Annotated in this window: 24 protein-coding genes; 11 read left to right on the top strand and 13 right to left on the bottom strand. The window is 58.8% G+C overall.

Features of this window, described 5'->3' with window-relative positions:
* From JL2886_RS10825 to JL2886_RS10815, 3 genes are read right to left on the bottom strand one after another with little or no spacing between them, the layout of a single operon-like run.
* On the bottom strand, nucleotides 1-600 hold the full coding sequence (locus tag JL2886_RS10825; protein ID WP_065272010.1) for a Smr/MutS family protein: 600 nt from the start codon (nucleotides 598-600) through the stop codon (nucleotides 1-3).
* Nucleotides 600-1,652, bottom strand: coding sequence for a murein transglycosylase A (locus tag JL2886_RS10820; RefSeq protein WP_065272009.1), 1,053 nt, complete (start codon nucleotides 1,650-1,652; stop codon nucleotides 600-602). The genes JL2886_RS10825 and JL2886_RS10820 overlap by 1 nt, the downstream gene beginning before the upstream one ends.
* Entirely contained in the window at nucleotides 1,649-2,308 is a 660-nt protein-coding gene (locus JL2886_RS10815; protein WP_065272008.1) for a Tim44/TimA family putative adaptor protein, read from the bottom strand. Before JL2886_RS10815 ends, JL2886_RS10820 begins: the two co-directional genes overlap by 4 nt.
* Nucleotides 2,309-2,421: 113 nt before the next feature.
* Here JL2886_RS10815 and JL2886_RS10810 point away from each other — a divergent pair, with 113 nt between their 5' ends.
* Nucleotides 2,422-2,979, top strand: a complete 558-nt coding sequence (locus tag JL2886_RS10810; protein ID WP_065272007.1) for an FxsA family protein — start codon at nucleotides 2,422-2,424, stop codon at nucleotides 2,977-2,979.
* A gap of 113 nt (nucleotides 2,980-3,092) precedes the next feature.
* On the top strand, nucleotides 3,093-3,590 hold the full coding sequence (gene secB / locus JL2886_RS10805) for a protein-export chaperone SecB (RefSeq protein ID WP_065272006.1): 498 nt from the start codon (nucleotides 3,093-3,095) through the stop codon (nucleotides 3,588-3,590).
* Nucleotides 3,591-3,664: 74 nt separating this feature from the next.
* Here the strand turns inward: secB and dnaQ are convergent, their stop codons facing one another.
* From dnaQ to JL2886_RS10785, 4 genes are read right to left on the bottom strand one after another with little or no spacing between them, the layout of a single operon-like run.
* Entirely contained in the window at nucleotides 3,665-4,399 is a 735-nt protein-coding gene (gene dnaQ / locus JL2886_RS10800; RefSeq protein ID WP_065272005.1) for a DNA polymerase III subunit epsilon, read from the bottom strand.
* Nucleotides 4,392-4,985 (bottom strand): dephospho-CoA kinase, encoded by a 594-nt coding sequence (gene coaE / locus JL2886_RS10795; protein ID WP_065272004.1) that lies wholly within the window; start codon nucleotides 4,983-4,985, stop codon nucleotides 4,392-4,394. The genes dnaQ and coaE overlap by 8 nt, the downstream gene beginning before the upstream one ends.
* Nucleotides 4,982-5,815 (bottom strand): shikimate dehydrogenase, encoded by an 834-nt coding sequence (locus JL2886_RS10790; RefSeq protein WP_065272003.1) that lies wholly within the window; start codon nucleotides 5,813-5,815, stop codon nucleotides 4,982-4,984. Before JL2886_RS10790 ends, coaE begins: the two co-directional genes overlap by 4 nt.
* A complete protein-coding gene (locus JL2886_RS10785; protein ID WP_065272002.1) occupies nucleotides 5,812-6,411 on the bottom strand; it encodes a Maf family protein in 600 nt (199 codons plus the stop codon). The genes JL2886_RS10790 and JL2886_RS10785 overlap by 4 nt, the downstream gene beginning before the upstream one ends.
* A gap of 414 nt (nucleotides 6,412-6,825) precedes the next feature.
* Here JL2886_RS10785 and JL2886_RS10780 point away from each other — a divergent pair, with 414 nt between their 5' ends.
* From JL2886_RS10780 to JL2886_RS10750, 7 genes are all read left to right on the top strand, one after another.
* Nucleotides 6,826-7,281, top strand: a complete 456-nt coding sequence (locus tag JL2886_RS10780) for a CopD family protein (protein ID WP_065272001.1) — start codon at nucleotides 6,826-6,828, stop codon at nucleotides 7,279-7,281.
* A 197-nt stretch (nucleotides 7,282-7,478) separates the two neighbouring features.
* The gene (rho, locus tag JL2886_RS10775) at nucleotides 7,479-8,750 is read left to right on the top strand and encodes a transcription termination factor Rho (RefSeq protein ID WP_065272000.1); all 1,272 of its coding nucleotides are present in this window, start codon (nucleotides 7,479-7,481) and stop codon (nucleotides 8,748-8,750) included.
* A gap of 31 nt (nucleotides 8,751-8,781) precedes the next feature.
* Nucleotides 8,782-10,068: a tRNA uridine-5-carboxymethylaminomethyl(34) synthesis GTPase MnmE gene (gene mnmE, locus JL2886_RS10770; protein WP_065271999.1), complete on the top strand. Its 1,287-nt coding sequence runs from the start codon at nucleotides 8,782-8,784 to the stop codon at nucleotides 10,066-10,068.
* A gap of 12 nt (nucleotides 10,069-10,080) precedes the next feature.
* A complete protein-coding gene (mnmG, locus tag JL2886_RS10765) occupies nucleotides 10,081-11,955 on the top strand; it encodes a tRNA uridine-5-carboxymethylaminomethyl(34) synthesis enzyme MnmG (RefSeq protein WP_065273648.1) in 1,875 nt (624 codons plus the stop codon).
* Nucleotides 11,952-12,569 (top strand): 16S rRNA (guanine(527)-N(7))-methyltransferase RsmG, encoded by a 618-nt coding sequence (gene rsmG / locus JL2886_RS10760; protein ID WP_065271998.1) that lies wholly within the window; start codon nucleotides 11,952-11,954, stop codon nucleotides 12,567-12,569. Before mnmG ends, rsmG begins: the two co-directional genes overlap by 4 nt.
* On the top strand, nucleotides 12,562-13,371 hold the full coding sequence (locus JL2886_RS10755; RefSeq protein ID WP_065273647.1) for a ParA family protein: 810 nt from the start codon (nucleotides 12,562-12,564) through the stop codon (nucleotides 13,369-13,371). The genes rsmG and JL2886_RS10755 overlap by 8 nt, the downstream gene beginning before the upstream one ends.
* A 13-nt stretch (nucleotides 13,372-13,384) precedes the next feature.
* Nucleotides 13,385-14,281, top strand: coding sequence for a ParB/RepB/Spo0J family partition protein (locus JL2886_RS10750; RefSeq protein ID WP_065271997.1), 897 nt, complete (start codon nucleotides 13,385-13,387; stop codon nucleotides 14,279-14,281).
* On the opposite strand, the gene JL2886_RS10745 is transcribed toward JL2886_RS10750, so the two are convergent.
* Genes JL2886_RS10745 through rph form a run of 4 tightly spaced genes read right to left on the bottom strand, consistent with a single transcriptional unit; the run spans nucleotide 14,271 to nucleotide 17,116 of the window.
* Nucleotides 14,271-14,624: a YbaN family protein gene (locus tag JL2886_RS10745; protein ID WP_065271996.1), complete on the bottom strand. Its 354-nt coding sequence runs from the start codon at nucleotides 14,622-14,624 to the stop codon at nucleotides 14,271-14,273. The genes JL2886_RS10750 and JL2886_RS10745 overlap by 11 nt on opposite strands.
* A gap of 4 nt (nucleotides 14,625-14,628) precedes the next feature.
* A complete protein-coding gene (gene hemW / locus JL2886_RS10740; RefSeq protein ID WP_065273646.1) occupies nucleotides 14,629-15,783 on the bottom strand; it encodes a radical SAM family heme chaperone HemW in 1,155 nt (384 codons plus the stop codon).
* 8 nt (nucleotides 15,784-15,791) lie between these two features.
* On the bottom strand, nucleotides 15,792-16,406 hold the full coding sequence (gene rdgB, locus JL2886_RS10735) for an RdgB/HAM1 family non-canonical purine NTP pyrophosphatase (RefSeq protein ID WP_065271995.1): 615 nt from the start codon (nucleotides 16,404-16,406) through the stop codon (nucleotides 15,792-15,794).
* Nucleotides 16,403-17,116, bottom strand: coding sequence for a ribonuclease PH (gene rph / locus JL2886_RS10730; protein ID WP_065271994.1), 714 nt, complete (start codon nucleotides 17,114-17,116; stop codon nucleotides 16,403-16,405). Before rph ends, rdgB begins: the two co-directional genes overlap by 4 nt.
* A 143-nt stretch (nucleotides 17,117-17,259) precedes the next feature.
* Between rph and hrcA the strand changes: the two genes are divergently transcribed.
* Together hrcA and JL2886_RS10720 are read left to right on the top strand one after the other, a co-directional pair.
* Nucleotides 17,260-18,324 carry a heat-inducible transcriptional repressor HrcA gene (hrcA, locus tag JL2886_RS10725; protein WP_065271993.1) on the top strand — a complete coding sequence of 355 codons (1,065 nt, stop codon included), beginning with the start codon at nucleotides 17,260-17,262 and terminating at the stop codon, nucleotides 18,322-18,324.
* A 9-nt stretch (nucleotides 18,325-18,333) separates the two neighbouring features.
* Nucleotides 18,334-18,894 carry a nucleotide exchange factor GrpE gene (locus JL2886_RS10720; protein ID WP_065271992.1) on the top strand — a complete coding sequence of 187 codons (561 nt, stop codon included), beginning with the start codon at nucleotides 18,334-18,336 and terminating at the stop codon, nucleotides 18,892-18,894.
* A 101-nt stretch (nucleotides 18,895-18,995) separates the two neighbouring features.
* Here the strand turns inward: JL2886_RS10720 and mutS are convergent, their stop codons facing one another.
* Nucleotides 18,996-21,629 (bottom strand): DNA mismatch repair protein MutS, encoded by a 2,634-nt coding sequence (gene mutS, locus JL2886_RS10715; protein ID WP_065271991.1) that lies wholly within the window; start codon nucleotides 21,627-21,629, stop codon nucleotides 18,996-18,998.
* Nucleotides 21,630-21,740: 111 nt separating this feature from the next.
* The gene (locus tag JL2886_RS10710) at nucleotides 21,741-22,562 is read right to left on the bottom strand and encodes a flagellin (protein WP_065273645.1); all 822 of its coding nucleotides are present in this window, start codon (nucleotides 22,560-22,562) and stop codon (nucleotides 21,741-21,743) included.
* Nucleotides 22,563-22,690 lie beyond the last annotated feature (128 nt).

The raw sequence follows: 22,690 nt of genomic DNA, 5'->3' as shown, positions 1-22,690 counted from the left end.
TCAGCGTCCGCGCCGCAGATAGACGTAATAGGCACCCTCACCGCCATGGCTGATATGGGCCGGCGTCACCTGCAACACCGCCTGCGACAACGGCGGCAAGGCCAGCCATTGCGGCACCCGGTGACGCAGCACGCCGCGCGGGGTGGGGATTGGTCCCGGCTCGTCCCGATCCTTGCCCTTGCCAGTCACGACCAGCACCAGCCGCTTCCCCGAGGCCTGCGCCGACAGAATGAACCGGGTCAGGGCAGGGTGCGCTGTATCCACCCGCATGCCATGCAGGTCCAGCTTGCCCTCGGGACGCAGCTTGCCGCGTTTCATCCGTCGAAACGCCTTTTCATCCATCTGCACCGGCGCCGAAGACAGCGATTGCGCCACAGGTTTCTTCAGATCGTGTTTGCCAGGCTTTGACGGCGCGCGACTGCCCAGGCGGAAGGCTTCGATCTGGGGTTCGGAGTGCGGATGCGGTGTCTTTTTCGGCTTTGGCTTGGGCAACGGCAAATCAGGCGGCGTCGTATGACTGCCCGGATGCAGACGCTCCGCGTGTTTGACGACCTTGTGCCAAAGGTCGATTTCATCCGATGTCAGTTTGCGCCGGGTCATCAGAAATCTTCCGGCAACATCGCATAGGCGCGTTGAATAGGCAGGAAAACGATCATCCGCCCCGGATCCCGCAGACGGCCGGCCGCCTCGCCGGCGCCATCCCCGGTGCCAAAGAATATATCCGCCCGCTGTGCACCCTTGATCGCCGATCCGGTATCCTGCGCGATCATCAGGCGGCGCATCGGCTCCGCGCCGTCCTTTTCCACCCAGACCGGCGCCCCCAGCGGCGTGTACTTCGGATCCACCGCGATACTGCGCATCGCCGTAACCGAACGGTTCATCGCCCCCAATGGCCCCTTCGACGGGTGCACTTTTTTCACCTCGCGGAAGAACACATAAGACGGGTTGTGCATCAGCAGCTCATGACCCGCCATGGGATTGCGCCGCACCCAGGCCTTGATCACCTGGGCGCTGACCTGATGCGCCTTGTAGATGCCGCGCCGGACCATTTCAGCGCCAACCGATTTATATGGGTGCCCATTGGCCCCCCCATAGCCGACGCGAACCGAAGCACCATCGGGCATCTTGATCCGGCCGGACCCCTGAATTTGCAGAAAGAACAGCTCAACCGGGTCATCGACCCAGGCGATTTCCAGCCCGCGCCCGTCCATGACACCACTCGTCAGGATATCGCGGCGCGGCAGCCACAGGTTGGTCTGGCGCGCTTCGTTTGGCATTTTGTAGACAGGATAACGGAACCGGTCCGTCCGGTAACGCGACCCCTGCAATTCCGGTTCGAAATAGCCGGTGAACAGGGGATCTGCGCCGTCCTCGATCAGGACAGGGCGAAAGAACAGCTCGAAGAATTGCTTGGCCCCGGCAGGCGTCTGCGATTGCGCCAGCGCGCAAAGGCTTTGCCAATCGGGGTCGTCAAGGTCGGGACAGGTCCCCAAAAACACCTCAAGCGCCTCTGCGTGGTTGTCCCTGTCCCAGCCGTCCAGCTGTGAGAAATTCAATATGGAATAGGCAGTCTCGCCGGATGCGCCCGAAGCGGTCATGGCAGCACCAATAATGGCTGCTGCCCGGAATGCCGCCCGTAGCGCCCCAATCATGCGTCCGTGGCCACCAGTTGCCAGTTCGGATCGTCGGTGCCCATCGAACGGGCAAAGACCCAGGTATCCTTCTGGCGTTTTACGGCCTTGGGATCGCCTTCGACGATCTCACCTTCGCTGTTGCGCACGACCGAGGTCAATTCAGCCACGAACCGCATGGTGATTTCGGCAGTGCGGGTGCTCTCATCGAACCGCGCATCCGCAAGGGTCGTTTCACGCACCCCGATGAATTCGGCCTCGATGGTCAGCCCCTGATCTTCGCGGTGCGCCACGGCATCAACAAAGCTTTCGTAGACGTCGGCAGCCAGCAGCGGCTCCAGATCGTCGAGTTCGCCGTTTTCAAAGCCCATCAGGATCATCTCATAGGCGCCGCGTGCACCGTGTACGAAGTCCTGCACCTGGAACGACGGCTCTGCCCGCTTCATCGCGGCCAGCGCGTCGGCCTGGGGCGAACCTTCAGCGACGTAATCAGTGATATCCAGATCCGGGCCGCCTTCGATCACTTCGAAGTCGGGGCGGCGTTTCTCTGCCGGGGCCTGCTGCGGCTGGGTGGGCTTTTCGAACCCTTCACGGGTGCCCAGAACGTTTTTCAGGCGCAGGATCAGAAAGACGGCGATGCCGGCCAAAACCAAAATCTGAATCAAGGGCGACTCCATGTGAACCTCGTGCTAGGCATTGGTGCCTTGTTTGAAACCAAAGCGGACTGCTCTTATGTAGGTGACGGGTGGGGCCAAGTCCACCGTTCAGCGCAAGATCCAAGGACCCCAAAATGTATCTTTTTCTGGCCTTTCTGATGGTGCCACTGGTTGAAATCGCCCTGTTTGTACAGGTTGGCGGGATGATCGGACTGTGGCCAACGCTGGCCATCGTGGTGCTGACCGCCATTCTGGGAACCTCGCTTGTGCGCTCGCAGGGGCGGCTGGCCATGGGGCAGTTGCGGTCCTCGTTCCAGACCCTGTCGGACCCGGCTGAACCGCTGGCGCATGGGGCGATGATCCTATTCGCCGGCGCCTTGCTCCTGACGCCCGGGTTTTTCACCGATGCGGTCGGTTTTGCACTGCTGATGCCGCCGGTGCGGCTTGCGATGTTCCGCTACATCAGCAAACGGGTGACCGTCGCACGGTTTGAAATGGGCGCCGGAATGGGATCTGGACAGGCCCGGCCCGGTGGGCCCCACGGCCCCCATGGCCATGCGCAGCAGCCCGGGCAACGGCGTCCCGGGCAGCCCGGCGATGTGATCGACGGCGAATACGAAGATGTGACGCCCAGACGCCCCGGGGATGGCTCCTCCGGCTGGGTAAAAGGCCCGGAAGACGGCCCAAAATAGGGCACAGTCAAAGCCTGTTGCGCCACGCTGTTTGCCACTGTTGGACAGACCGTTGAGATACCCGCGCCAAGCTGCTAAGCAATCGGCAAAGATATATTTTCAGGAGTATCTCCATGGCCGAAAACGACACCCCAGAGGGCGCAGCAGCAGCCCCGCAGCAGCCCCAGGTCCAGATGAACATTCTGGGTCAGTTCATTCGCGACATGTCGTTCGAAAACGTGATGGCGCAAAAGGGCGCTGCCGGTGAAGTTCAGCCCGACGTGAACGTTCAGGTCAATCTGGACGCCAAGAAACGCGCAGCAGATCATCAGTACGAAGTGATGACCAAACTGACCGTCGAGTCCAAGAACAAGGACGGCGGCGAGGTTCTGTTCGTTCTGGAGCTGGAATATGTCGGCGTCTTCAACATTCAGGGTGTTCCGGACGACCAACTGCACCCCTTCCTGCTGATCGAATGCCCGCGCATGACCTTCCCGTTCCTGCGCCGCATCGTGTCCGACGTGACCCGCGACGGTGGCTTCCCGCCGCTGAACCTCGACAACATCGACTTCGTTGCGATCTACCGCAACGAGCTGGCACGCCGTCAGGCCGAAACCCAGCCGACGCAATAAGCCACGCTATTGCTTTGAAAATTCAAACGCTGTCGGTCAGGCCGACAGCGTTTTTTATTTATCGGGACAATATTTCAGGACTGTGCCGAAACCCAAAGCGCGTCTTCGCCCAGTTTTTCCACAAAGGCATCATGCGCGGCTTTTTCCTCGGCCGTCAGGCGCGAGGGCAGGGGAGTGGGCCGTGGTTCCGGGCGCCAATTGCTGTCTACCGCTGCGGTATCCGATCCGCTGCCGCTGCTGGACAGAGCGAAATCAGGCTGGCGGCCGCCGATCAGCTCCAGATAAACCTCGGCCAGGATTTCGGAGTCGAGCAAAGCGCCGTGCAGGGTCCGGTTGGAGTTGTCGATGCTGAACCGGCGGCACAGGGCATCCAGCGTTGCCGGCGAGCCGGGAAACCGTTTGCGCGCCATGGCCAGCGTGTCGATCGCCTGTTCCATCGGCAGTTGCGGCAGGTTCAACCAGCCCAGTTCCGCGTTCAGGAACTTCATGTCAAAGCTGGCGTTGTGGATCACCAGCCGGGCATCACCGACAAAATCCAGAAACCCCTGACCGATTTTGGCAAAAACAGGCTTGTCCCGCAGGGTAACGGCACCGGGCGCCGGTGTTTGCGGCGGGCTCAGCAGGTCCGGGCCGATGCCGTGCACGCCAAAGGCTTCCTCTGGCATGTCACGTTCGGGGTTGATGTATTCGTGATAGGTCTTGCCGGTGGGCATATGATTATAGAGTTCCACCGCACCGATTTCGACGATCCGATCCCCGGAAAACGGGTCGAACCCCGTGGTCTCGGTATCCAGAACGATCTCACGCATCTGCCATCTTTCCCCTGATCTCGGCCAGGATCTGTTCCACCTGCGCGCGGGCGTGTTCCAGCGTGTCAGTCTCGATCACGTAATCGGCGCGGGCGCGTTTCTCTTCGATTGGCATCTGTGTCTGCAGGATCTGCTCGAATTGCTCAACCGTCATTGTGCCACGGTCCAGAACCCGTTGTTTCTGGGTTTCCGCATCCACGGTGACGCAGGCCACGGCATCCATCGCTGCCTCACCGCCAGTTTCAAACAACAGCGGGATGTCGAAGACGAGGATATCGCTCTCTGCAGTGCGACGAAATTCGGCGCGGTCTTCCCCAACCAGCGGATGCACGATCTTTTCGATCCGGGGCAGGGCAGAGGGGTCGCGGGCAATGATGTCCTTCAGCGCGGCACGATCCACCGCACCGTCGACAATCGCCTCCGGAAACTGCGCCTGCATTGGGGCGACAGCGGCGCCGCCTGGCATATAAAGACGATGCACCGCCGCATCCGCATCCCAGACCGTGCAGCCCAGTTCGGCAAAGATCTTTGCCGTGGTGCTTTTGCCCATTCCGATGGAGCCGGTGAGACCCAGTTTAAACGTCATGCCAGTGCTGCCGCCCGTGTTTCCTCATCCACTTCGGGCCGTTTGCCAAACCAGCGTTCAAAGCCCGGAACAGCCTGGTGCAGCAGCATTCCGAGACCGTCGACAACGGTGCAACCTGCGTCCTCTGCGGCTTGCAGCATATCTGTTTTCAGCGGGGTATAGACCAGATCGGTCACAACGCAGCCCGGGCGCAAACCGTCCATCGGCACCCGCAGCCGCGGCTTCCCTTCCATTCCTAGGGAGGTGGTATTCACCACCAGCGCGGCTTCTTCGACGATATTGCCGGCCAGAACCCAATCCACGACCTTGATACGTTTGCCGAATTCTTTGTGCAGCTTGTCCGCCCGTTCGCGGGTTCGGTTGGTCAGCATGATCTCGGTCACGCCAGCCTCGATCAGCGAGGCAACCACCGCGCGGCAGGCGCCGCCGGCGCCCAGAACCACCGCAGGGCCCGCGTCCGGTTTCCAATCCGGTGCACCCTGATGCAGATTGGTGATAAACCCATACCCATCTGTATTATCAGCCAGAACCGATCCATCTTCGCGGAAGATCAACGTGTTCGCCGCCCCCATCAGCGTGGCACGGTCCGTAACCTTGTCGGCGATTGTCATCACCGTTTCCTTGTGTGGTAAGGTCACATTAGCCCCGACAAAGCCGGCCTTTGGCAGCGCGCGGATCACAGTTTCAAGATCCTGCGGTTCCACGTGCATCGGCACATAATGTCCGGCGATTCCGTATTTGCGGAGCCAATGGTTCTGGATCTGCGGCGAACGTGAATGGGCCACCGGGCATCCAATGACCCCGGCCAGAGGTATCTTCACGGCATTCATTGATCGATAATCCCCTGCAGTCCAAGGTAGTTTATAAGTTCAGTCAGCGGCAGGCCCAAGACATTAAAATAGCTACCATCGATACTGGCGAACAGCCGCACGCCTTCCTCTTCCAGTTTGTAGGCGCCAACGGCGTGGCGGATGCTGTCCCAGTTGCGGTCCACATAATCACGCAGATACTCATCCGAGGCTTTGCGCATCAGCAACCGGACCTGACCGACGTGGCGCCACAATGGTTCTCCATCGCGGTAGATCACCGCCGCGGACAATAGCATATGCCGCTGTCCGCGCATCTCACAAAGCTGCGACAGTGCCTCTTCGGCAGAACGCGGTTTGGACAGAAGTTTTCCCTTGAAATCAAGTACCTGATCGCAGCCGATCACCATCTGACCAGGATGTTTACTGCTGATCTTGCGGGCTTTTGCCTCGGCCAGGGCATCGGCGATATCCCGGGGCGGCGCGCCCTCTGCCAGCAAGGCTGCCTTGATGCTATCTTCATCAAGACGCGGCACATCTGTTTCAAAGGGAATGCCTGCCTGCCGCAGCAGCTGGGCCCTGATACTAGACCCGGAGGCGAGCACGATGTGGGCAGTCATGTGGAAAACCCCGTGGGAAAGCGGTTCGGAAGTTAAGGACGTTTTGTATGGTTTTCCCCGGTTTTGGCAAGCCCACAGGCAAAGCCCGGATTCCATCCCAGTTTCACCCGCATCCATCCCGCGTGGATTGGGATAACTTCAAACCCGGGGATATCCCAGAACTTCACAATCGATCCCTTAGTTATCCCCACGATGCTCAAGATTAAGGATCACTTAACGATCCATAAAACAAAGGCCGTTAAGGATTCTTATACCCTTTCAAGCCGCCAGCTGGTGGAATCTTGTCCACGCTGGGGATAAGGGGAGGAAGCACTCAGTAATCCACGGAAAACAGGGGGCCCTACAAAAACATCATCCTTTAAATCTTTCTTATTTATTTTAGGGTGACCCAAACGAACGGCGGAGAAGACACGCATGGACCTGACAGACTGGATGTACACCCTGTACCCCTATGCAAAGTCGCTCCATATCATGGCCGTGCTCAGCTGGATGGCGGGTCTCTTCTATCTCCCACGTCTGTTCGTGTATCACGTGGAGCAGGCTGTGAAGGTGCCAGAGACGGGTCCGGTGTTCCTGACCATGGAACAGAAGCTCATGAAGGTGATCATGCGCCCTGCGATGCACACCGCCTGGCTCGCCGGCCTTTTCATCGTCTTTACGCCGGGCATGATCGACTGGTCCTATATATGGCCTTGGACCAAAGGCGCCTGTGTGATCGGTATGACGCTGTTTCACACCTGGCTTGTCTGGCGCATCAAGGATTTCGAAGCCGGGCGGAACCGCCTGACGGGAAGACAGTTCAGGATGGCAAATGAAGTGCCGACGCTCCTGATGGTGGTCATCGTCATATCGGTCATTTTCAAGTTCTGAGGCCGATCTTACGCCCCTGACAGGGTCGGGCGTGCCACAGTTGTCAGCATTGCCTCAGGCGGTCTCTGAGGCGGTATTTGACTCATCGTGGACATGCCCCTATGTATGGCCCTCAACGGGCCCGTCCGGGCATTCGTGTCTTCCGATTTGATAATGACACCTCTCCCCGATGCCGGGGACGCAAAGGCTGTATGTAGATGACCGTCCAATCCCTGAATCTTTCCGATCTGAAAGCCAAAAGCCCCAAGGACCTTTTGTCCATGGCTGAAGATCTGGAGATCGAAAACGCCTCGACCATGCGCAAGGGCGAGATGATGTTCCAGATCCTGCGTGAACGCGCAGATGAAGGATGGGACATTGCCGGCGACGGCGTTCTGGAAGTTCTGCAAGACGGATTCGGTTTCTTGCGCTCGCCCGAAGCGAACTACCTGCCCGGTCCCGATGATATCTACGTCTCGCCCGACATGATTCGTCAGTATTCTCTGCGCACTGGCGATACCGTCGAAGGGCAGATCAAGGCGCCACTGGAAAATGAACGCTATTTCGCGCTGACCAATGTCACCAAGATCAATTTTGAAGATCCTGAAAAGGCCCGTCACAAGATCGCGTTCGACAACCTGACGCCGCTGTACCCGGATGAGCGGCTGAAAATGGAGGTCGAAGATCCCACGATCAAGGATAAATCCGCGCGTGTGATCGACCTGGTCGCGCCCATCGGTAAAGGTCAGCGCTCCCTGATCGTGGCGCCGCCGCGGACTGGTAAGACCGTGATTTTGCAGAACATTGCGAACTCGATCGAGAAGAACCATCCGGAATGCTACCTGATCGTCCTGCTGATCGACGAACGCCCGGAAGAGGTCACCGACATGCAGCGTTCGGTCAAGGGCGAGGTCGTTTCCTCCACCTTTGACGAGCCGGCAACGCGCCACGTTGCAGTATCGGAAATGGTCATCGAAAAGGCCAAGCGTCTGGTTGAGCACAAACGAGATGTTGTGATTCTTTTGGACTCGATCACAAGACTTGGTAGGGCCTTTAACACCGTGGTTCCGTCCTCGGGTAAGGTTTTGACCGGCGGTGTCGACGCCAACGCCCTGCAGCGGCCGAAACGCTTCTTCGGTGCTGCCCGGAACATCGAAGAAGGCGGATCGCTGACCATTATCGCAACCGCGCTGATCGATACCGGCAGCCGCATGGACGAGGTCATCTTCGAAGAATTCAAAGGTACCGGTAACTCCGAACTGGTCCTGGATCGTAAAATTGCCGACAAACGCGTCTTCCCGGCGATCGATATTCTCAAGTCGGGCACCCGGAAGGAAGACCTGCTTGTCGACAAGGGGGATCTGGCTAAGACCTTTGTTTTGCGGCGAATTCTCAACCCGATGGGTACCACGGACGCCATTGAATTCCTGCTCTCGAAGCTGAAACAGACGAAATCCAATTCTGAATTCTTCGACTCGATGAACACCTAGAACCCGGCAGCTCAGGAAAGGACGGCCACACATGGATACGATCTTTGCGTTGGCCTCTGCTCAGGGGAAGGCCGGGGTATCGGTTGTTCGTGTCTCCGGCCCCCAAGCCCTGGAGGCGATGAATGCGCTGTCCAAAACCCCTGTGCCGGTTCCCGGGCGGGGTCTGCGGGTTCTGACTGATGCGGCAGGCAGCCCTCTGGATGAGGCGCTGGTGCTGTCTTTCGCCGCACCGCATAGCTTTACCGGGGAAGATGTCGTCGAGTTTCAGGTCCATGGCAGTACGGCTGTGGTGTCCGCTCTTCTGGAAAGGCTGGGGCAGCTCGACGGACTGCGTCATGCAGAGCCCGGTGAGTTCACTCGAAGAGCGCTGGAGAACGGGCAGTTGGACTTGGCACAGGTCGAAGGCCTTGCCGATCTGATCGACGCCGAAACCGAAGCGCAGCGTAAACAGGCCCAGGTGGTTCTCTCGGGCGCGATCGGGAAATTGGCAGAACGTTGGCGAGACGATCTGATCCGGGCAGCCTCTTTGATCGAAGTCACCATTGATTTCGCGGATGAAGAGGTTCCGGTGGACGTTACGCCCGAGGTATCGAGCCTCCTTGCAGGCGTTCAAAAGGATTTGGAAACCGAGGTCGCCGGCGTCAAAATCGCCGAGCGCATCCGCTCTGGGTTTGAGGTGGCCATCGTTGGTGCGCCAAACGTCGGGAAATCGACGCTTCTGAATGCGCTTGCGGGACGTGAGGCAGCCATTACGTCGGAATACGCTGGCACCACGCGGGATATTATCGAAGTGAAGATGGATCTCGCTGGCCTTCCGGTCACGCTTCTGGACACAGCCGGCCTGCGCGATACCGAGGATCACGTCGAAAGCATTGGTATTGCCTTGGCGCGGAAGAGGGCCGAGAATGCTGATATCCGTGTGTTTCTGGCAGAAGCTAGCGAAACGCCTGACGTGGAAATGCAGGACGGAGATATTCGCCTGCTGCCAAAAGCGGATGCTCGGGATGATGCGGAAGATGCAATTTCCGGGAAAACGGGGCAGGGGATCGATAGGCTAGTTGAGCACATTGCGACGGTTTTGAAGTCGCGCTCGGCTCATCCAGGGATCTCCACCCGAAATCGCCACAGGGAGGCTTTGTCTTCCGCGTTGAAGAGCTTACATCAGGCGCAATCGGTTCTCGAACTGGGACCGGAGCACTATGATCTTGCGGCTGAGGATATGCGATCAGCAATCCGATCGCTTGAACTGTTGGTTGGACGTGTCGGAGTTGAAAATCTCCTGGATGAGATTTTTTCTAGTTTCTGCCTTGGAAAATGAGGAGTGTTTCACGTGAAACATTCAGCCTATGACGTTGTTGTAATCGGCGGTGGTCACGCCGGCACCGAAGCTGCTCATGCGGCGGCTCGGATGGGTGTAAACACCGCGCTGATCACGTTAAAACGCGAAGGCATCGGTGTTATGTCCTGTAACCCGGCTATTGGCGGTTTGGGCAAAGGCCACCTCGTACGGGAAATTGACGCTCTTGACGGCGTCATGGGTCGTGTTGCCGATCTCGCTGGCATTCAGTTCCGACTCCTGAATCGGCGGAAGGGACCAGCCGTCCAGGGCCCTCGCGCCCAGTCCGACCGAGCAATCTATCGTCGGGAGATGCTCAAGCTTACCGAACAGCAGGACTGTCTCGACATTATCGAAGGTGAAGCGACCGATTTCATCATGTCCGGCCAATCGGTAACCGGCGTCGTCTTGGCAGATGGATCTCAAATCCCGGCGAAGGCTGTCATTCTTACCTCCGGGACGTTTCTGCGTGGTGTTATTCATATCGGAGATGTGTCGCGACCTGGCGGCCGTATGGGCGACAAGCCGTCGGTCAGCCTGGCAGAGCGTCTCGATAGCTTTGAATTACCGTTGGGACGCCTCAAGACCGGTACGCCGCCTCGGTTGGACGGCACAACGATTCGTTGGGATGAATTGGAATCGCAGCCCGGGGATGATGATCCAACGTTCTTTTCCTTTGCAACCACGCAGGTGACCGCAAAACAGGTGTCCTGCGGTATCACGCACACCAACGAAAAGACGCATGAGATCATTCGGGAAAACCTTGAACGATCTGCTATGTACGGCGGTCATATCGAAGGGGTCGGACCGCGGTATTGCCCGTCGATTGAAGACAAGGTCGTCAGGTTCGCTGATAAAACATCGCACCAAATCTTTTTGGAACCAGAGGGCGTCGACGATAACACCGTTTATCCAAACGGGATTTCGACAAGCCTGCCGGTGGATGTTCAAGAGGACTACGTGCATTCGATCTTTGGCCTGGAAGACGCCAAGATCATTCAACCCGGATATGCCATTGAGTACGATTACATTGATCCGCGGGCGCTAACACTGGGTTTAGAACTCAAGGAAGTTCCCGGCTTGTTCTTAGCTGGACAAATTAACGGTACAACCGGATATGAAGAGGCCGCTGCACAGGGCCTGGTCGCAGGCCTCAATGCTGCGCGGCGGAGTAGGGAGGAGGACCCGATTATCTTTGGTCGCTCCGGCAGCTACATTGGGGTTATGGTTGATGACCTGACCACGAATGGCGTGACGGAACCCTACCGGATGTTTACTTCCCGTGCGGAATTCCGTTTGTCCCTTCGGGCCGACAATGCGGATCAGCGCCTCACGCCTCTGGCGATTGAAGTCGGCTGCGCGGGGCAGGCCCGCAAAGAAATGTTCCAAAAGAAGATGGAGCGCCTGGATGCTGCGCGTGATGTTCTGACTGAGTCGGTTTTCACTCCAAAACAGGTTTCCGAGGCTGGTATCCGCGTAAATCAGGATGGCAATAAACGGACCGGCTTGGACGTCCTGGCGTTTCCTGATGTGTCGTTCGAAGATCTTTTTCCTTTGCTACCTGAACTCGCGAACAGCGATACTACAACACGACGTCAGTTGGAGCGTGACGCGCTTTATGCAAATTACATCGACCGGCAGGAGCGAGAGATCGCAGCGCTAAAGCGGGATGAGAGCTATCTGATCCCGAGGGATTTTGAATACGTCGGGATCGAAGGTCTTTCCAACGAGTTGCAACAAAAACTGGAGCGAGCCCGGCCTGAAAACCTGGCGCAGGCAGCACGTCTGGATGGGATGACGCCGGCTGCACTGGCCCTGCTTTTGGCAAGGTTGCGGAAGAGTTCCACCCAACGGAGCCGTACTGAATGACAACCGAAGCTTTGTTGGAACGGCTGAATGTTTCACGTGAAACACTCGACCGGCTGAAAATATTCGAACAAGTTTTGCTAAAATGGAATCCGAAGATCAACCTAGTTTCTCGGAACAGCCTGGATGACCTTTGGACCCGTCATATCATCGATTCGGTTCAGGTTTTCCGATGTGTTTCTCCGCCAAATCACTGGGTTGATATGGGAAGTGGCGGTGGCCTTCCAGGTGTTATCGTCGCCATTATGGCGGCAGAGGAATCTCCGAATACCAAGGTTACCCTGATCGAATCGGATCAACGAAAGTCGGCCTTCCTGCGTACGGCGGCACGGGAGTGCGGGGCGAAACTTACCGTAATTTCAAAGCGAATAGAGCAGGCGGACCCGCAAAATGCGGATGTTCTGTCTGCGCGGGCACTTGCGGATCTGTCGCTCCTACTGGAATTTTCTGAACGTCACCTCAGCCCGACAGGCACCGCCTTGTTCCCAAAAGGTGCAAACTGGAAAAAAGAAGTGGATAACGCGCGGCAACGATGGCGATTCGATTTCGAACCGATTACAAGTTTAACTGAACCCGACGCGGTCGTACTGAAAATAGAGGGAGTTGCTCGTGTCTGACTTATCCCGCCCGGATGGGCCACGTATCATCGCGGTTGCTAATCAAAAGGGTGGAGTAGGTAAGACAACGACGGCAATAAACCTCGCCGCGGCCCTGGTCGAAGGCGGATTGCGTGTCCTGGTCGTTGATTTGGACCCGCAGGGGAATGCATCCACCGGCCTGGGAATTGAGGCCGATGATCGGGACTACACCACCTACGATCTTTTAGTTGATGATGCGCCGCTGTCCGAGGTTATTCGGGCAACTGAGATCGAGGATCTCTGCGTTATTCCGGCGACGGTGGATCTGAGTTCCGCCGATATCGAACTGGTTTCCAACGAAAAACGCAGCTTCCTATTGCATGACGCCCTGCGACAGACGGCGATGGACGAATACGAATGGGATTACATCCTGATCGATTGCCCGCCGTCGCTGAACCTGCTGACGGTGAATGCCATGGTCGCCGCGCATTCGGTTCTTATCCCGCTGCAAAGTGAGTTCTTCGCGCTTGAGGGGGTATCGCAGCTAATGCTGACGATTCGTGAGGTACGGCAGGCGGCAAACTCGGATCTGAGGATCGAGGGTGTGGTGCTAACGATGTACGACCGTCGCAATAATCTGTCGCAACAGGTTGAACAGGATGCGCGCGACAACCTGGGTGAGCTGGTCTTCCGGACTGTGATTCCCCGGAACGTACGGGTGAGCGAGGCGCCGTCCTATGCGTTGCCGGTCCTGAACTACGATACGAACTCGCTGGGGGCGCGGGCGTACCGGGCACTGGCAGAAGAAATAGTCGCCAATCATCAAAGACTGGCAGCATAAAGGGGAGGGCACCATGACGGAAAAAAAGAACAAACCTCGCGGATTGGGACGTGGATTGTCGGCGCTGATGGCCGATGTGAACCCGGAACCCGTCAGCACCCAAGCCGAAGCACCCCGCAATGCCGAAGTATTGGTGCCAATCGAGAAGGTTACCGCCAACCCTGATCAGCCCCGTCGGCAGTTTCTTCAAGAAGATCTGGATGACCTGACGGCCTCTATCAAGGAAAAGGGCGTCTTGCAGCCGCTGATCGTGCGTCCGCGCGATGGCGGCATGTACGAGATCGTGGCTGGTGAACGGCGCTGGCGGGCCGCGCAGGCGGCGCAGTTGCATGAGGTTCCGGTTTTAATCCGGGACTATGACGACGTTGAAATGCTCGAAGTCGCCATCATCGAAAACATTCAGCGGTCAGACCTGAATGCGATGGAAGAGGCGCAAAGCTATAAGCAGTTGATGGAAAAGTTCGGCCACACCCAGGAAAAAATGGCTGAGGCGTTGGGCAAGAGCCGTAGCCATATTGCCAACCTTGTGCGGCTTCTTCACCTGCCTTCCGACGTGCAACAGCTTGTTCAGGAACGGAAATTGTCCGCGGGCCACGCGCGGGCGCTGATTACGTCAGACCATGCATCGGAACTGGCCAAGAAGATCGTCAAAGGCGGACTCTCCGTACGTGCGACCGAGAATCTGGTCAAAAAGGATGCAGCGGGTACCACTACCAACTCTTCTCCGAAAAAACCGCGCAAAGAGGTGGAAAAGGACGCGGATACCCGCGCGCTTGAAGGCGATCTGTCAGCGATGTTGCGGATGAAGGTATCGATTGATCATATCGCGGGCGGGGAAAGCGGCTCGGTGACGATCAGTTATGAGACGCTCGACCAGCTTGATGAGCTTTGCAATCTGCTCAGCCGTTAGGGCGCGACCAGATAAAGGTCAACACGCCTGACAGAACCACCGCCTGAATAATCAGGATGCGGGAGGGGGCGCCCAGCATCAGAGACAACAGAAAGACGGCGGCAATCGATCCGGTTGCCGCCTTTTTTGCGGTTGGTCGGATGGCACCGTTTTCGCGCCAATCCAGGATCATTGGCCCGAAGATGTTGTGAGAGATGATCCAGTCGTGCAGCCGCTCCGAAGAGTTTGCGAAAAAGAATGTTGCCAGAAGCAAGAAGGGCACGGTGGGGAGCAGGGGAAGGATAACCCCGACGATTGCCAATGCTACGCAACAAATCCCTAGTCCGGCGTAGATATAGCGCATTGGGTCAGTCCACCAAGAGATCGCGAAGGATCGCGTTGAGCACCGCACGTCCCTTGTCCGTCGCATGCAGTCTTTGTTCTGAGATAGAGATCATTCCCATCTTGGCAAGGTCCTGCAGCTTGTCAGCGTTTAGCGGCGTGCCAGAGAGTTGTGCGTAGCGCTCCATATCCAGCCCTTCCCGCAGGCGCATCCCCATCATCAGGCATTCGACAGCGGCATCCTCGCGCTCCAGGGCTTCCCGCAGGTTTTCGCCAGAGCCGTTAGAAACGGCTTGCAGCCAGGCACCGGGGGCGCGGTGGGTTTCGGTGGCATAGCGGGCGCCATCCAGAGTGATACGACCATGGGCGCCGGGGCCGATGCCCACATAGTCGCCGTAGCGCCAGTAAATCAGGTTGTGGCGGCTCTCCGCGCCGGGAACCGCGTGATTGGAAACCTCATAGGCGGGCATGCCATGGGCGGCGCAGATGTCCTGTGTCAGCTGGTACATGTCTGCGGCGCTGTCATCGCTGGGCAGGTCCCGCAGCTTACCCCGGGCATAACGGTCGCCAAAGGCGGTGCCTTCTTCGATCGTCAGCTGATAGAGCGACAGGTGGTCGATGGACATCGACAGTGCTTCGGTCAGCTCTGCCTGCCAGTCCTGCGGCGTCTGACCTTGCCGGGCATAGATCAGGTCGAAACTGACGCGGTCAAAACAATTGCGCGCAATGTCAAAGGCGGCCTTGGCTTCGCCCACGGAATGGATACGGCCAAGGCGGCGCAGGTCGGCGTCGTTGAGCGCCTGAATGCCCATCGAGACCCGGTTCACTCCTGCGTCGCGATAGCCTGCAAACCTGCCAGCTTCGACCGATCCGGGATTCGCCTCGAGCGAAATTTCGATGTCATTGGCAAAGGGCCAGATATCCCGCGCGGCCTCGATCACGGCGGCAACGGTGTCGGGATGCATCAGTGAAGGGGTACCGCCACCAAAGAAGATCGAATTCAACACCCGGCCCTGAAGCTGCTCGGACACACGTGCCAGCTCGGATTGATAGGCTTTGACCCAGACGCTTTGGTCTATATTTGCGGTGACGTGGCTGTTGAAATCGCAATAGGGGCATTTGGCCTGACAAAAGGGCCAGTGCACATAGAGGCCAAAGCCCCCATTGCGCCAGTCATCCACGGGATGGGTCATTCCCCGAAACACCCTTTGATAAACTTCGCCACGGCATTGGCGCGATGGCTGATCTTGTTCTTTTCCCAGCGGTCCATCTCGGCAAAGGTCACGTCGTGCCCATCGGGAATGAACATTGGATCATAGCCGAAACCAGCCTCGCCACGGATCGGCCAGATCAGATGACCGGGGGCGACGCCCTCGAACACCTCGTCGTGACCATCGGGCCAGGCCAGAACCAGCGTGCAGCGGAACTGCGCGGTACGCGGGTGGGGGGCATTCTTGGCTTCCAGCTCGTTGTGGGCGCGGGTCATGGCCATCATGAAGTCGCGGCCATTGCCGGTCTCTGCCCAGTCTGCGGTGTAGACGCCCGGTGCCCCATCAAGGCCGTCGATGGTGATCCCGGAATCATCGGACAGGGCAGGGAGCCCGGTTGCCTTGGCCGCGGCATGCGCCTTGATCTTGGCATTGCCGACAAAGGTGTCCTCGGTTTCCTCAGGTTCTGGCAGATCCATTTCGGCGGCGCCGACAACGGAGACGCCAAAGGGCTTGAGGAGATGCGCCATCTCCTCAAGCTTGCCTTTGTTATGCGTGGCGATCAACAGCCGATCGCCTTCAAACTTCCGGCTCATGCGCAGGCTGCCTTTTGCATTTCTGCCAGCTCGGCGGTGCCTTTTGCGGCCAGATCCATCAGGGAATTCATCTGCTCGCGCGAGAACATCGATCCTTCGGCGGACATCTGCACTTCGATCAGTTTACCGGATCCGGTCATGATGAAGTTGCCATCGACGCCGGCTTCGGAATCTTCGGGGTAGTCCAGATCCAGAACCGGCTGCCCGGCATAGATCCCGCAGGATACGGCTGCCACCGGATCGACCAGCGGGTCGATGCTGACATCGCCGGCCTTCATCAGTTTGTTGACTGCCAGACGCAGGGCCACCCAGCCGCCGGTGATTGAGGCGCAGCGGGTGCCGCCATCGGCCTGCAGCACGTCACAGTCGATACTGATCTGGCGTTCACCCAGGGCCACGCGGTCCACGCCGGCGCGCAGGGCACGGCCGATCAGGCGCTGGATTTCGACGGTACGGCCGCCTTGCTTGCCAGCCGAGGCTTCGCGGCGCATCCGGGTGTTGGTCGCGCGGGGCAGCATGCCGTATTCCGCAGTCACCCAGCCAAGGCCGGATCCCTTGATAAAGGGCGGCACGCGGTCTTCGATGGTGGCGGTGCACAGAACATGGGTGTCACCCGCCTTAATCAGGCATGATCCCTCGGCATGTTTGGTGAATCCGGTTTCGATGGAAATCGGGCGCATCTCGTTCAGTTGTCGTCCAGAGGGTCGCATGAGTAATCCTTTTTTTGCTGGCCTTCGGATAGCCCTGCCTGCGCGCGGTATGCAAGCATGATTGACCTTTGCGTGTGGGCCTCTTTAATGGCAATCCGGAGAAGGCTTCCTATCTATGTAGCGTGTAACCGCCGAAAATGCTCATGACAGACGCAAACAATATCCTGAAAGACATGAACGACCGGTCGCGGGATGTGTTCCGGGCGGTCGTGGAATCCTATCTGGAAAGCGGCGATCCCGTCGGCAGCCGTACCCTGACCCGGTCGCTGAGCGAAAAGGTCAGCGCGGCGACGGTACGCAACGTGATGCAGGATCTGGAGTTTCTGGGCCTGCTCGACAGCCCACATGTCAGCGCCGGACGGGTACCGACGCAGCTGGGTCTGCGGATGTTCGTCGATGGCCTGCTGGAGGTCGAGGACCTGAAGGCGCAGGACCGCGAAAAGATCGACGCCACCCTGGGTCGCAATTCCGGCGATGTGAGCGGTATGCTCGACCGTGTCGGGGCGGCGCTTTCCGGGGTGACGCAGGGTGCCTCGCTGGTCCTGACGCCAAAGCATGAAGCAGAGATCCGCCATATCGAATTCGTCTCGCTGGGTCATGACCGAGCGATGGTGGTGCTGGTGTTTTCCGATGGTCACGTGGAAAACCGGCTGTTCACCCCGCCGCCGGGGCAGACGCCCAGTTCGATGCGCGAGGCGGCCAATTTCCTGAATGCCCTCGTCGAAGGGCGCACGCTGAGTGACGTGCGCCTCGACATGCAGGAAGAGATCGCCACCCGGCGGCAGGAGATCGACAACCTGGCGCATCAGCTGATCGAAAGCGGTCTGGCCGCCTGGGAAGAAGACGGCAGCGACCAGGCGCGTCTGATCGTGCGGGGACGCGCGAATCTGCTGGCGGATAATGGCGTCACAGAAGAACTGGATCTGATCCGCAGCCTGTTCGACGATCTGGAGCGCAAGCAGGATATTGCCGAATTCCTGGAACTCACCGAAGAGGGCGAGGGCGTGCGCATTTTTATTGGCTCGGAGAACAAACTTTTCTCACTTTCGGGTTCCTCTTTGGTGGTGTCTCCTTATATGAACGCGGATCGAAAGGTGATTGGCGCGGTGGGGGTGATTGGCCCGACCCGCCTGAACTACGGACGGATTGTGCCCATCGTGGACTATACGGCGCAACTGGTCGGCAAATTGCTGTCAGACCGGAGTTAGAGGTGAAAAATGGCAGAGCCCAAGAACGACGATTTTCTCGACGATATCGCAAATGCCGAAGCAGAAGAGCTGGCGGCACAGACCGAAGAATTTGATGACGCGGCGCTGGAGCTGGATGCCCTGCGGGCGGAACGTGATGAGCTGAAGGACCGGTTCATGCGCGCTCTGGCGGATGCCGAGAATTCGCGCAAGCGGGGCGACAAGGCCCGCCGCGAAGCCGAGCAATACGGTGGCTCGAAGCTGGCCCGTGACATGCTGCCGGTGTTCGACAACATGAAGCGCGCGGTTGAATCGGTAACCGACGAACAGAAAGAGGCGGCCTCGGCCCTGATCGAAGGTGTTGAGCTGACCATGCGGGCGCTGCTGGGCGTGTTTGAAAAGCACGGCATCCGCGTTGTCTCGCCCGCAGTGGGTGACAAGTTCGACCCGCAGGTGCACGAAGCCATGTTCGAAGCCCCGGTGCCCGGCACCAAGGCTGGCGAGATTATTCAGGTTTCCGCTGAAGGTTTCATGCTGCACGACCGCCTGCTGCGGCCGGCGCAGGTCGGGGTCTCCTCGACACCGGCATAAGGCTGCCGGGGTTATTGGTGTAAATCGCTTCGGACCCTGCATTCAGAATTGAAAAAGGCGACCCGCCAGGGTCGCCTTTTTGCATTAATACGGCTTTGCATTTACGCAGTAGCGTCTTTCAGACGGTAGAGCGCCTCCAGTGCCTCGCGCGGGGTCAGATCGTCGGGGTGGATACTCTCCAGCAATTCCTCGACAGGTGACGGACCTGCGGCGGGTTTGGGTTGTGGCGGCGGGGCAGCAGCAAAGAGCGGCAGATCGTCGATCTGGATCTTTGCGCCAGCGCCTTCGCGGCTGCCTTGTTCCAGCATATCCAGCACATCGCGCGCCCGTGCCACAACCGAAGCTGGCAGGCCGGCAAGCTGCGCCACCTGCACCCCGTAGGAGCGGTCGGCGGCGCCTTTCTTGACCTCGTGCAGGAAGATCACCTCTCCCTCCCACTCCTTGACGGTGACGGTGGCGTTTTCGACGCCTTCCAGCTTACCGGCCAGTTGGGTCATCTCGTGATAGTGGGTCGCAAACAGGGCGCGGGCCTGGTTCACCTCGTGCAGGTGTTCCAGCGTGGCCCAGGCGATGGACAGCCCATCATAGGTCGCGGTGCCGCGCCCGATTTCATCAAGGATCACCAGAGCACGGTCATCGGCCTGGTTCAGGATCGCGGCGGTTTCCACCATTTCAACCATAAAGGTCGAGCGTCCGCGCGCCAGATCGTCCGAGGCCCCGACACGGCTGAACAGCTGGCTGATCAACCCTATATGCGCGGCTTCGGCGGGAACATAGCTGCCCATCTGCGCCAACAGCGCGATCAGCGCGTTCTGCCGCAGGAAGGTCGATTTACCGGCCATGTTGGGACCGGTCAGCAGCCAGATCGCGGCGCCATCCCCGGCCGAGAGATCGCAATCATTGGCGACGAAGGTATCGCCGCCCTGTTGTCGCAGCGCCTGTTCCACCACCGGATGGCGTCCGCCCTCCACGTGAAACGCGCGGGAGGCGTCCACCTTGGGACGGGTCCAGTTTTCACCGCGGGCCAGATCGGCCAATGCGGTCACCAGATCCAGCTCTGCCAACCCTTTGGCAGCGGTATTGAGTCGCGCAGCGGTGTCCAGAATGGCGGTAGAAAGCCTGTCATAGAGCCGCTTTTCGATCTCCAGTGCTCGGTTCCCTGCATTCAGGATCCTGGTTTCAATCTCGCTCAGCTCCACCGTGGTGAAACGCACCTGATTTGCGGTAGTTTGACGGTGTATGTAAGTTTCGGACAGCGGCGCAGACAGCATCTTTTCCGCGTGGGTCGCGGTGGTTTCGATGAAATAGCCCAGCACGTTGTTGTGCTTGATCTTCAGCGAGGTGATGCCGGTGTGCTCCGCATATTTTTGCTGCATCCCGGCAATGATCGAGCGTCCCTCATCGCGCAGGGTGCGGGCCTCATCCAGTTCCGGATCATAGCCGGTCGCGATGAACCCGCCGTCACGGGCCAGCAGCGGCGGATCGGCCACCAGCGCGGCATCCAGCAGCGACAGAAGATCGTCAAAGCCAAGAAGATCACGTACGGCGCCGCCGATCAAATCGGGTAGCTCCTGTCCTTCGCACATCTGGGCGATGGTTTCGGCCTGCACCAGCCCGTTGCGGATGGCGGCCAGATCGCGCGGACCACCGCGCTCCAGCGCCAGACGGGACAGAGCGCGGTCCAGATCCGGGGTCTTGCGCAGCGCGGCGCGGATATCCTGCGAAAGCTGTGTCGCCTCTACCGTGAAATCCAGTGCCGCCAATCGTGCGCTGATCACATCCAACGTGCGCGAGGGGCTTGCCATACGTTGTTCCAAAAGGCGGGCACCGCCTGGGGTGACGGTTCGGTCCACCACCGACAACAACGATCCGGCGCGCCCGCCCGACAGGGATCGGGTCAGTTCCAGGCTGGCGCGGGTGGAGGCATCAATCTGCACCACGCGATCCTGCGCCTCCTGTACCGGCGGCTGCAACAGCGGTAGTTTGCCCTTCTGCGTAATCTCCAGATAGTCGATCAGCGCACCCATGGCTGAGACCTCGGCGCGGGTGAAGGTGCCGAACCCATCCAGCGCACCAACGTTGAACAAGGTGCAGATGCGTTTTTCTGCCGCCGTGCTGTCGAAACTTGCTTTGCCCAGCGGGGTCAGCGGGATCTTGTATTCATCTGCCAGCGGGCGGGTCGCATCAAAAGGCGCGCCATCAGCGACGATCAATTCCGATGGCGCCAGCCGTGCCAGTTCCGGCGACAGGCGCACCCGGGCGATGGGCATCACGTGAAACGCGCCGGTGGAAATATCCGCCCAGGCCAAGGCCGCTTCGTCGCGCAACTCGGAATAGGAAACCAGGAAGTTGTGGCGCCGTGCTTCGAGCAGGGAATCCTCGGTCAGCGTGCCGGGAGTCACCAGCCGCACCACATCCCGTTTCACCACGGATTTGGAGCCGCGTTTCTTGGCTTCGGCCGGGCTTTCCAGCTGTTCGCCTACCGCGACGCGGAACCCCTTGCGGATCAGGGTCAGCAGATACCCTTCGGCGGCATGCACGGGAACGCCGCACATGGGTATATCCTCGCCGTCGTGTTTGCCCCGTTTGGTCAGGGCGATGTCCAGCGCCTCGGCGGCATTGACCGCGTCGTCAAAGAACATCTCGTAGAAATCGCCCATCCGATAAAAAAGCAACGCATCGGGATGCGCTGCTTTGATCTCAAGATATTGCGCCATCATGGGCGTAACGGTCATGCGAGCTCCCCCGGGGTTATTTGCCCGACATTTACAATGCGGACGGTCCAAGGAAAACCCGATTACCCGGATTTGCAATCCGTTGCTCAGGCCCTGGCGGGCCGGAGTTGATCAGAAGAGCACGCCGATCGATTGCGGGCTGTAGTTCGCAATCGACAAAGAGGTGGTGCCCAGCTGCTTTTGCACATCAAGCGCAACCAGTCGCGCCGCGGATTCCTCGATATTGGCATCCACCAGGGCGCCGATCCCCTTCTTTGTGGCATCAGCAAGGTTCTGCACGGTCTTGTTCTCTTCTGCCAGTCCATTGGCCGAGGCCCCAAGTGCAGCGGCACCTTCGATGGCAAAGCGCAGGAAACCGGTAATCTCGCTCAGCGCGGTTTGGGCGCTTGCCTGATCCGTGACCTGGGTGCGGTTGTTGATATCGAACAACGGGTCGCTTTCGAAATCGACACCATCAACTGTCAGCAACGACAGGTCTGCTCCGGTTGGAATACTAAGGCCGGTTGCGCCATTGCCGTCCACATTTGTGGCCAGCAGGTTGGCACCGTTGAACTGGGAGGAAGAAATGATCGAATTGATTTCCTCCGTCTTCTGGGCCAGCTGCGCTTCGATCTTGGAATAGTCAACAAGGCCGCTGCTTGCTGTAAGTGCCAGTTCCTTCATTTCGATGACAGCTTCGGAAATCCGTTCCGCACCAGCCGAGGCGACGGCGACGGTGGACTCACCCAGCGACAGCGCATCAGAGGTTGCCCGCAGCCCGGAGACATCGGCCTCCATGATCTGGGAAATCGCCCATAGCGCGGCATTGTCTTTGGCGGTATTCACCTCTTTTCCGGTTGCGACCTCGTTCTGGACGGTTTCCAGCTGCTGTGTCGTCCCTCCCAGCAGGTGTAGCGCTGTGGCGGCGCCGGTGTTGGAGTTGATACTTGTCATATCGTGCATCCCAAATTTACCCTGCCCGCCGGTATTGCGGCGGCGGGTGTGACTTTTCAGAAATGGTCGTATGCCGTTCTGACATGTGCTGTTCTGGCGCCGGTTTGCGGCCTTATAGCCACGCGTCA

It is taken from the genome of Phaeobacter gallaeciensis (assembly GCF_001678945.1).
Lineage (GTDB): Bacteria > Pseudomonadota > Alphaproteobacteria > Rhodobacterales > Rhodobacteraceae > Phycobacter > Phycobacter gallaeciensis_A.
Note: the sequence above shows the minus strand (reverse complement) of the source record. Positions and strands in the feature narration are given on the sequence as shown.

What these genes read in the sequence shown, in the direction of transcription:
- dnaQ (WP_065272005.1), bottom strand. Translation starts at nt 4,399, where the DNA reads ATGCGTGAGATCGTTCTGGATACCGAGACCACGGGGTTCGACCCGTTT.
- coaE (WP_065272004.1), bottom strand. Translation starts at nt 4,985, where the DNA reads ATGACGTTTAAACTGGGTCTCACCGGCTCCATCGGAATGGGCAAAAGC.
- JL2886_RS10780 (WP_065272001.1), top strand. Translation starts at nt 6,826, where the DNA reads ATGGACCTGACAGACTGGATGTACACCCTGTACCCCTATGCAAAGTCG.
- JL2886_RS10820 (WP_065272009.1), bottom strand. Translation starts at nt 1,652, where the DNA reads ATGATTGGGGCGCTACGGGCGGCATTCCGGGCAGCAGCCATTATTGGT.
- rph (WP_065271994.1), bottom strand. Translation starts at nt 17,116, where the DNA reads ATGCGACCCTCTGGACGACAACTGAACGAGATGCGCCCGATTTCCATC.
- rsmG (WP_065271998.1), top strand. Translation starts at nt 11,952, where the DNA reads ATGACAACCGAAGCTTTGTTGGAACGGCTGAATGTTTCACGTGAAACA.
- JL2886_RS10815 (WP_065272008.1), bottom strand. Translation starts at nt 2,308, where the DNA reads ATGGAGTCGCCCTTGATTCAGATTTTGGTTTTGGCCGGCATCGCCGTC.
- JL2886_RS10825 (WP_065272010.1), bottom strand. Translation starts at nt 600, where the DNA reads ATGACCCGGCGCAAACTGACATCGGATGAAATCGACCTTTGGCACAAG.
- mnmE (WP_065271999.1), top strand. Translation starts at nt 8,782, where the DNA reads ATGGATACGATCTTTGCGTTGGCCTCTGCTCAGGGGAAGGCCGGGGTA.
- JL2886_RS10710 (WP_065273645.1), bottom strand. Translation starts at nt 22,562, where the DNA reads ATGACAAGTATCAACTCCAACACCGGCGCCGCCACAGCGCTACACCTG.
- mutS (WP_065271991.1), bottom strand. Translation starts at nt 21,629, where the DNA reads ATGACCGTTACGCCCATGATGGCGCAATATCTTGAGATCAAAGCAGCG.
- secB (WP_065272006.1), top strand. Translation starts at nt 3,093, where the DNA reads ATGGCCGAAAACGACACCCCAGAGGGCGCAGCAGCAGCCCCGCAGCAG.
- JL2886_RS10790 (WP_065272003.1), bottom strand. Translation starts at nt 5,815, where the DNA reads ATGAATGCCGTGAAGATACCTCTGGCCGGGGTCATTGGATGCCCGGTG.
- JL2886_RS10785 (WP_065272002.1), bottom strand. Translation starts at nt 6,411, where the DNA reads ATGACTGCCCACATCGTGCTCGCCTCCGGGTCTAGTATCAGGGCCCAG.
- rho (WP_065272000.1), top strand. Translation starts at nt 7,479, where the DNA reads ATGACCGTCCAATCCCTGAATCTTTCCGATCTGAAAGCCAAAAGCCCC.
- JL2886_RS10745 (WP_065271996.1), bottom strand. Translation starts at nt 14,624, where the DNA reads ATGCGCTATATCTACGCCGGACTAGGGATTTGTTGCGTAGCATTGGCA.
- rdgB (WP_065271995.1), bottom strand. Translation starts at nt 16,406, where the DNA reads ATGAGCCGGAAGTTTGAAGGCGATCGGCTGTTGATCGCCACGCATAAC.
- JL2886_RS10720 (WP_065271992.1), top strand. Translation starts at nt 18,334, where the DNA reads ATGGCAGAGCCCAAGAACGACGATTTTCTCGACGATATCGCAAATGCC.
- JL2886_RS10810 (WP_065272007.1), top strand. Translation starts at nt 2,422, where the DNA reads ATGTATCTTTTTCTGGCCTTTCTGATGGTGCCACTGGTTGAAATCGCC.
- hrcA (WP_065271993.1), top strand. Translation starts at nt 17,260, where the DNA reads ATGACAGACGCAAACAATATCCTGAAAGACATGAACGACCGGTCGCGG.
- JL2886_RS10750 (WP_065271997.1), top strand. Translation starts at nt 13,385, where the DNA reads ATGACGGAAAAAAAGAACAAACCTCGCGGATTGGGACGTGGATTGTCG.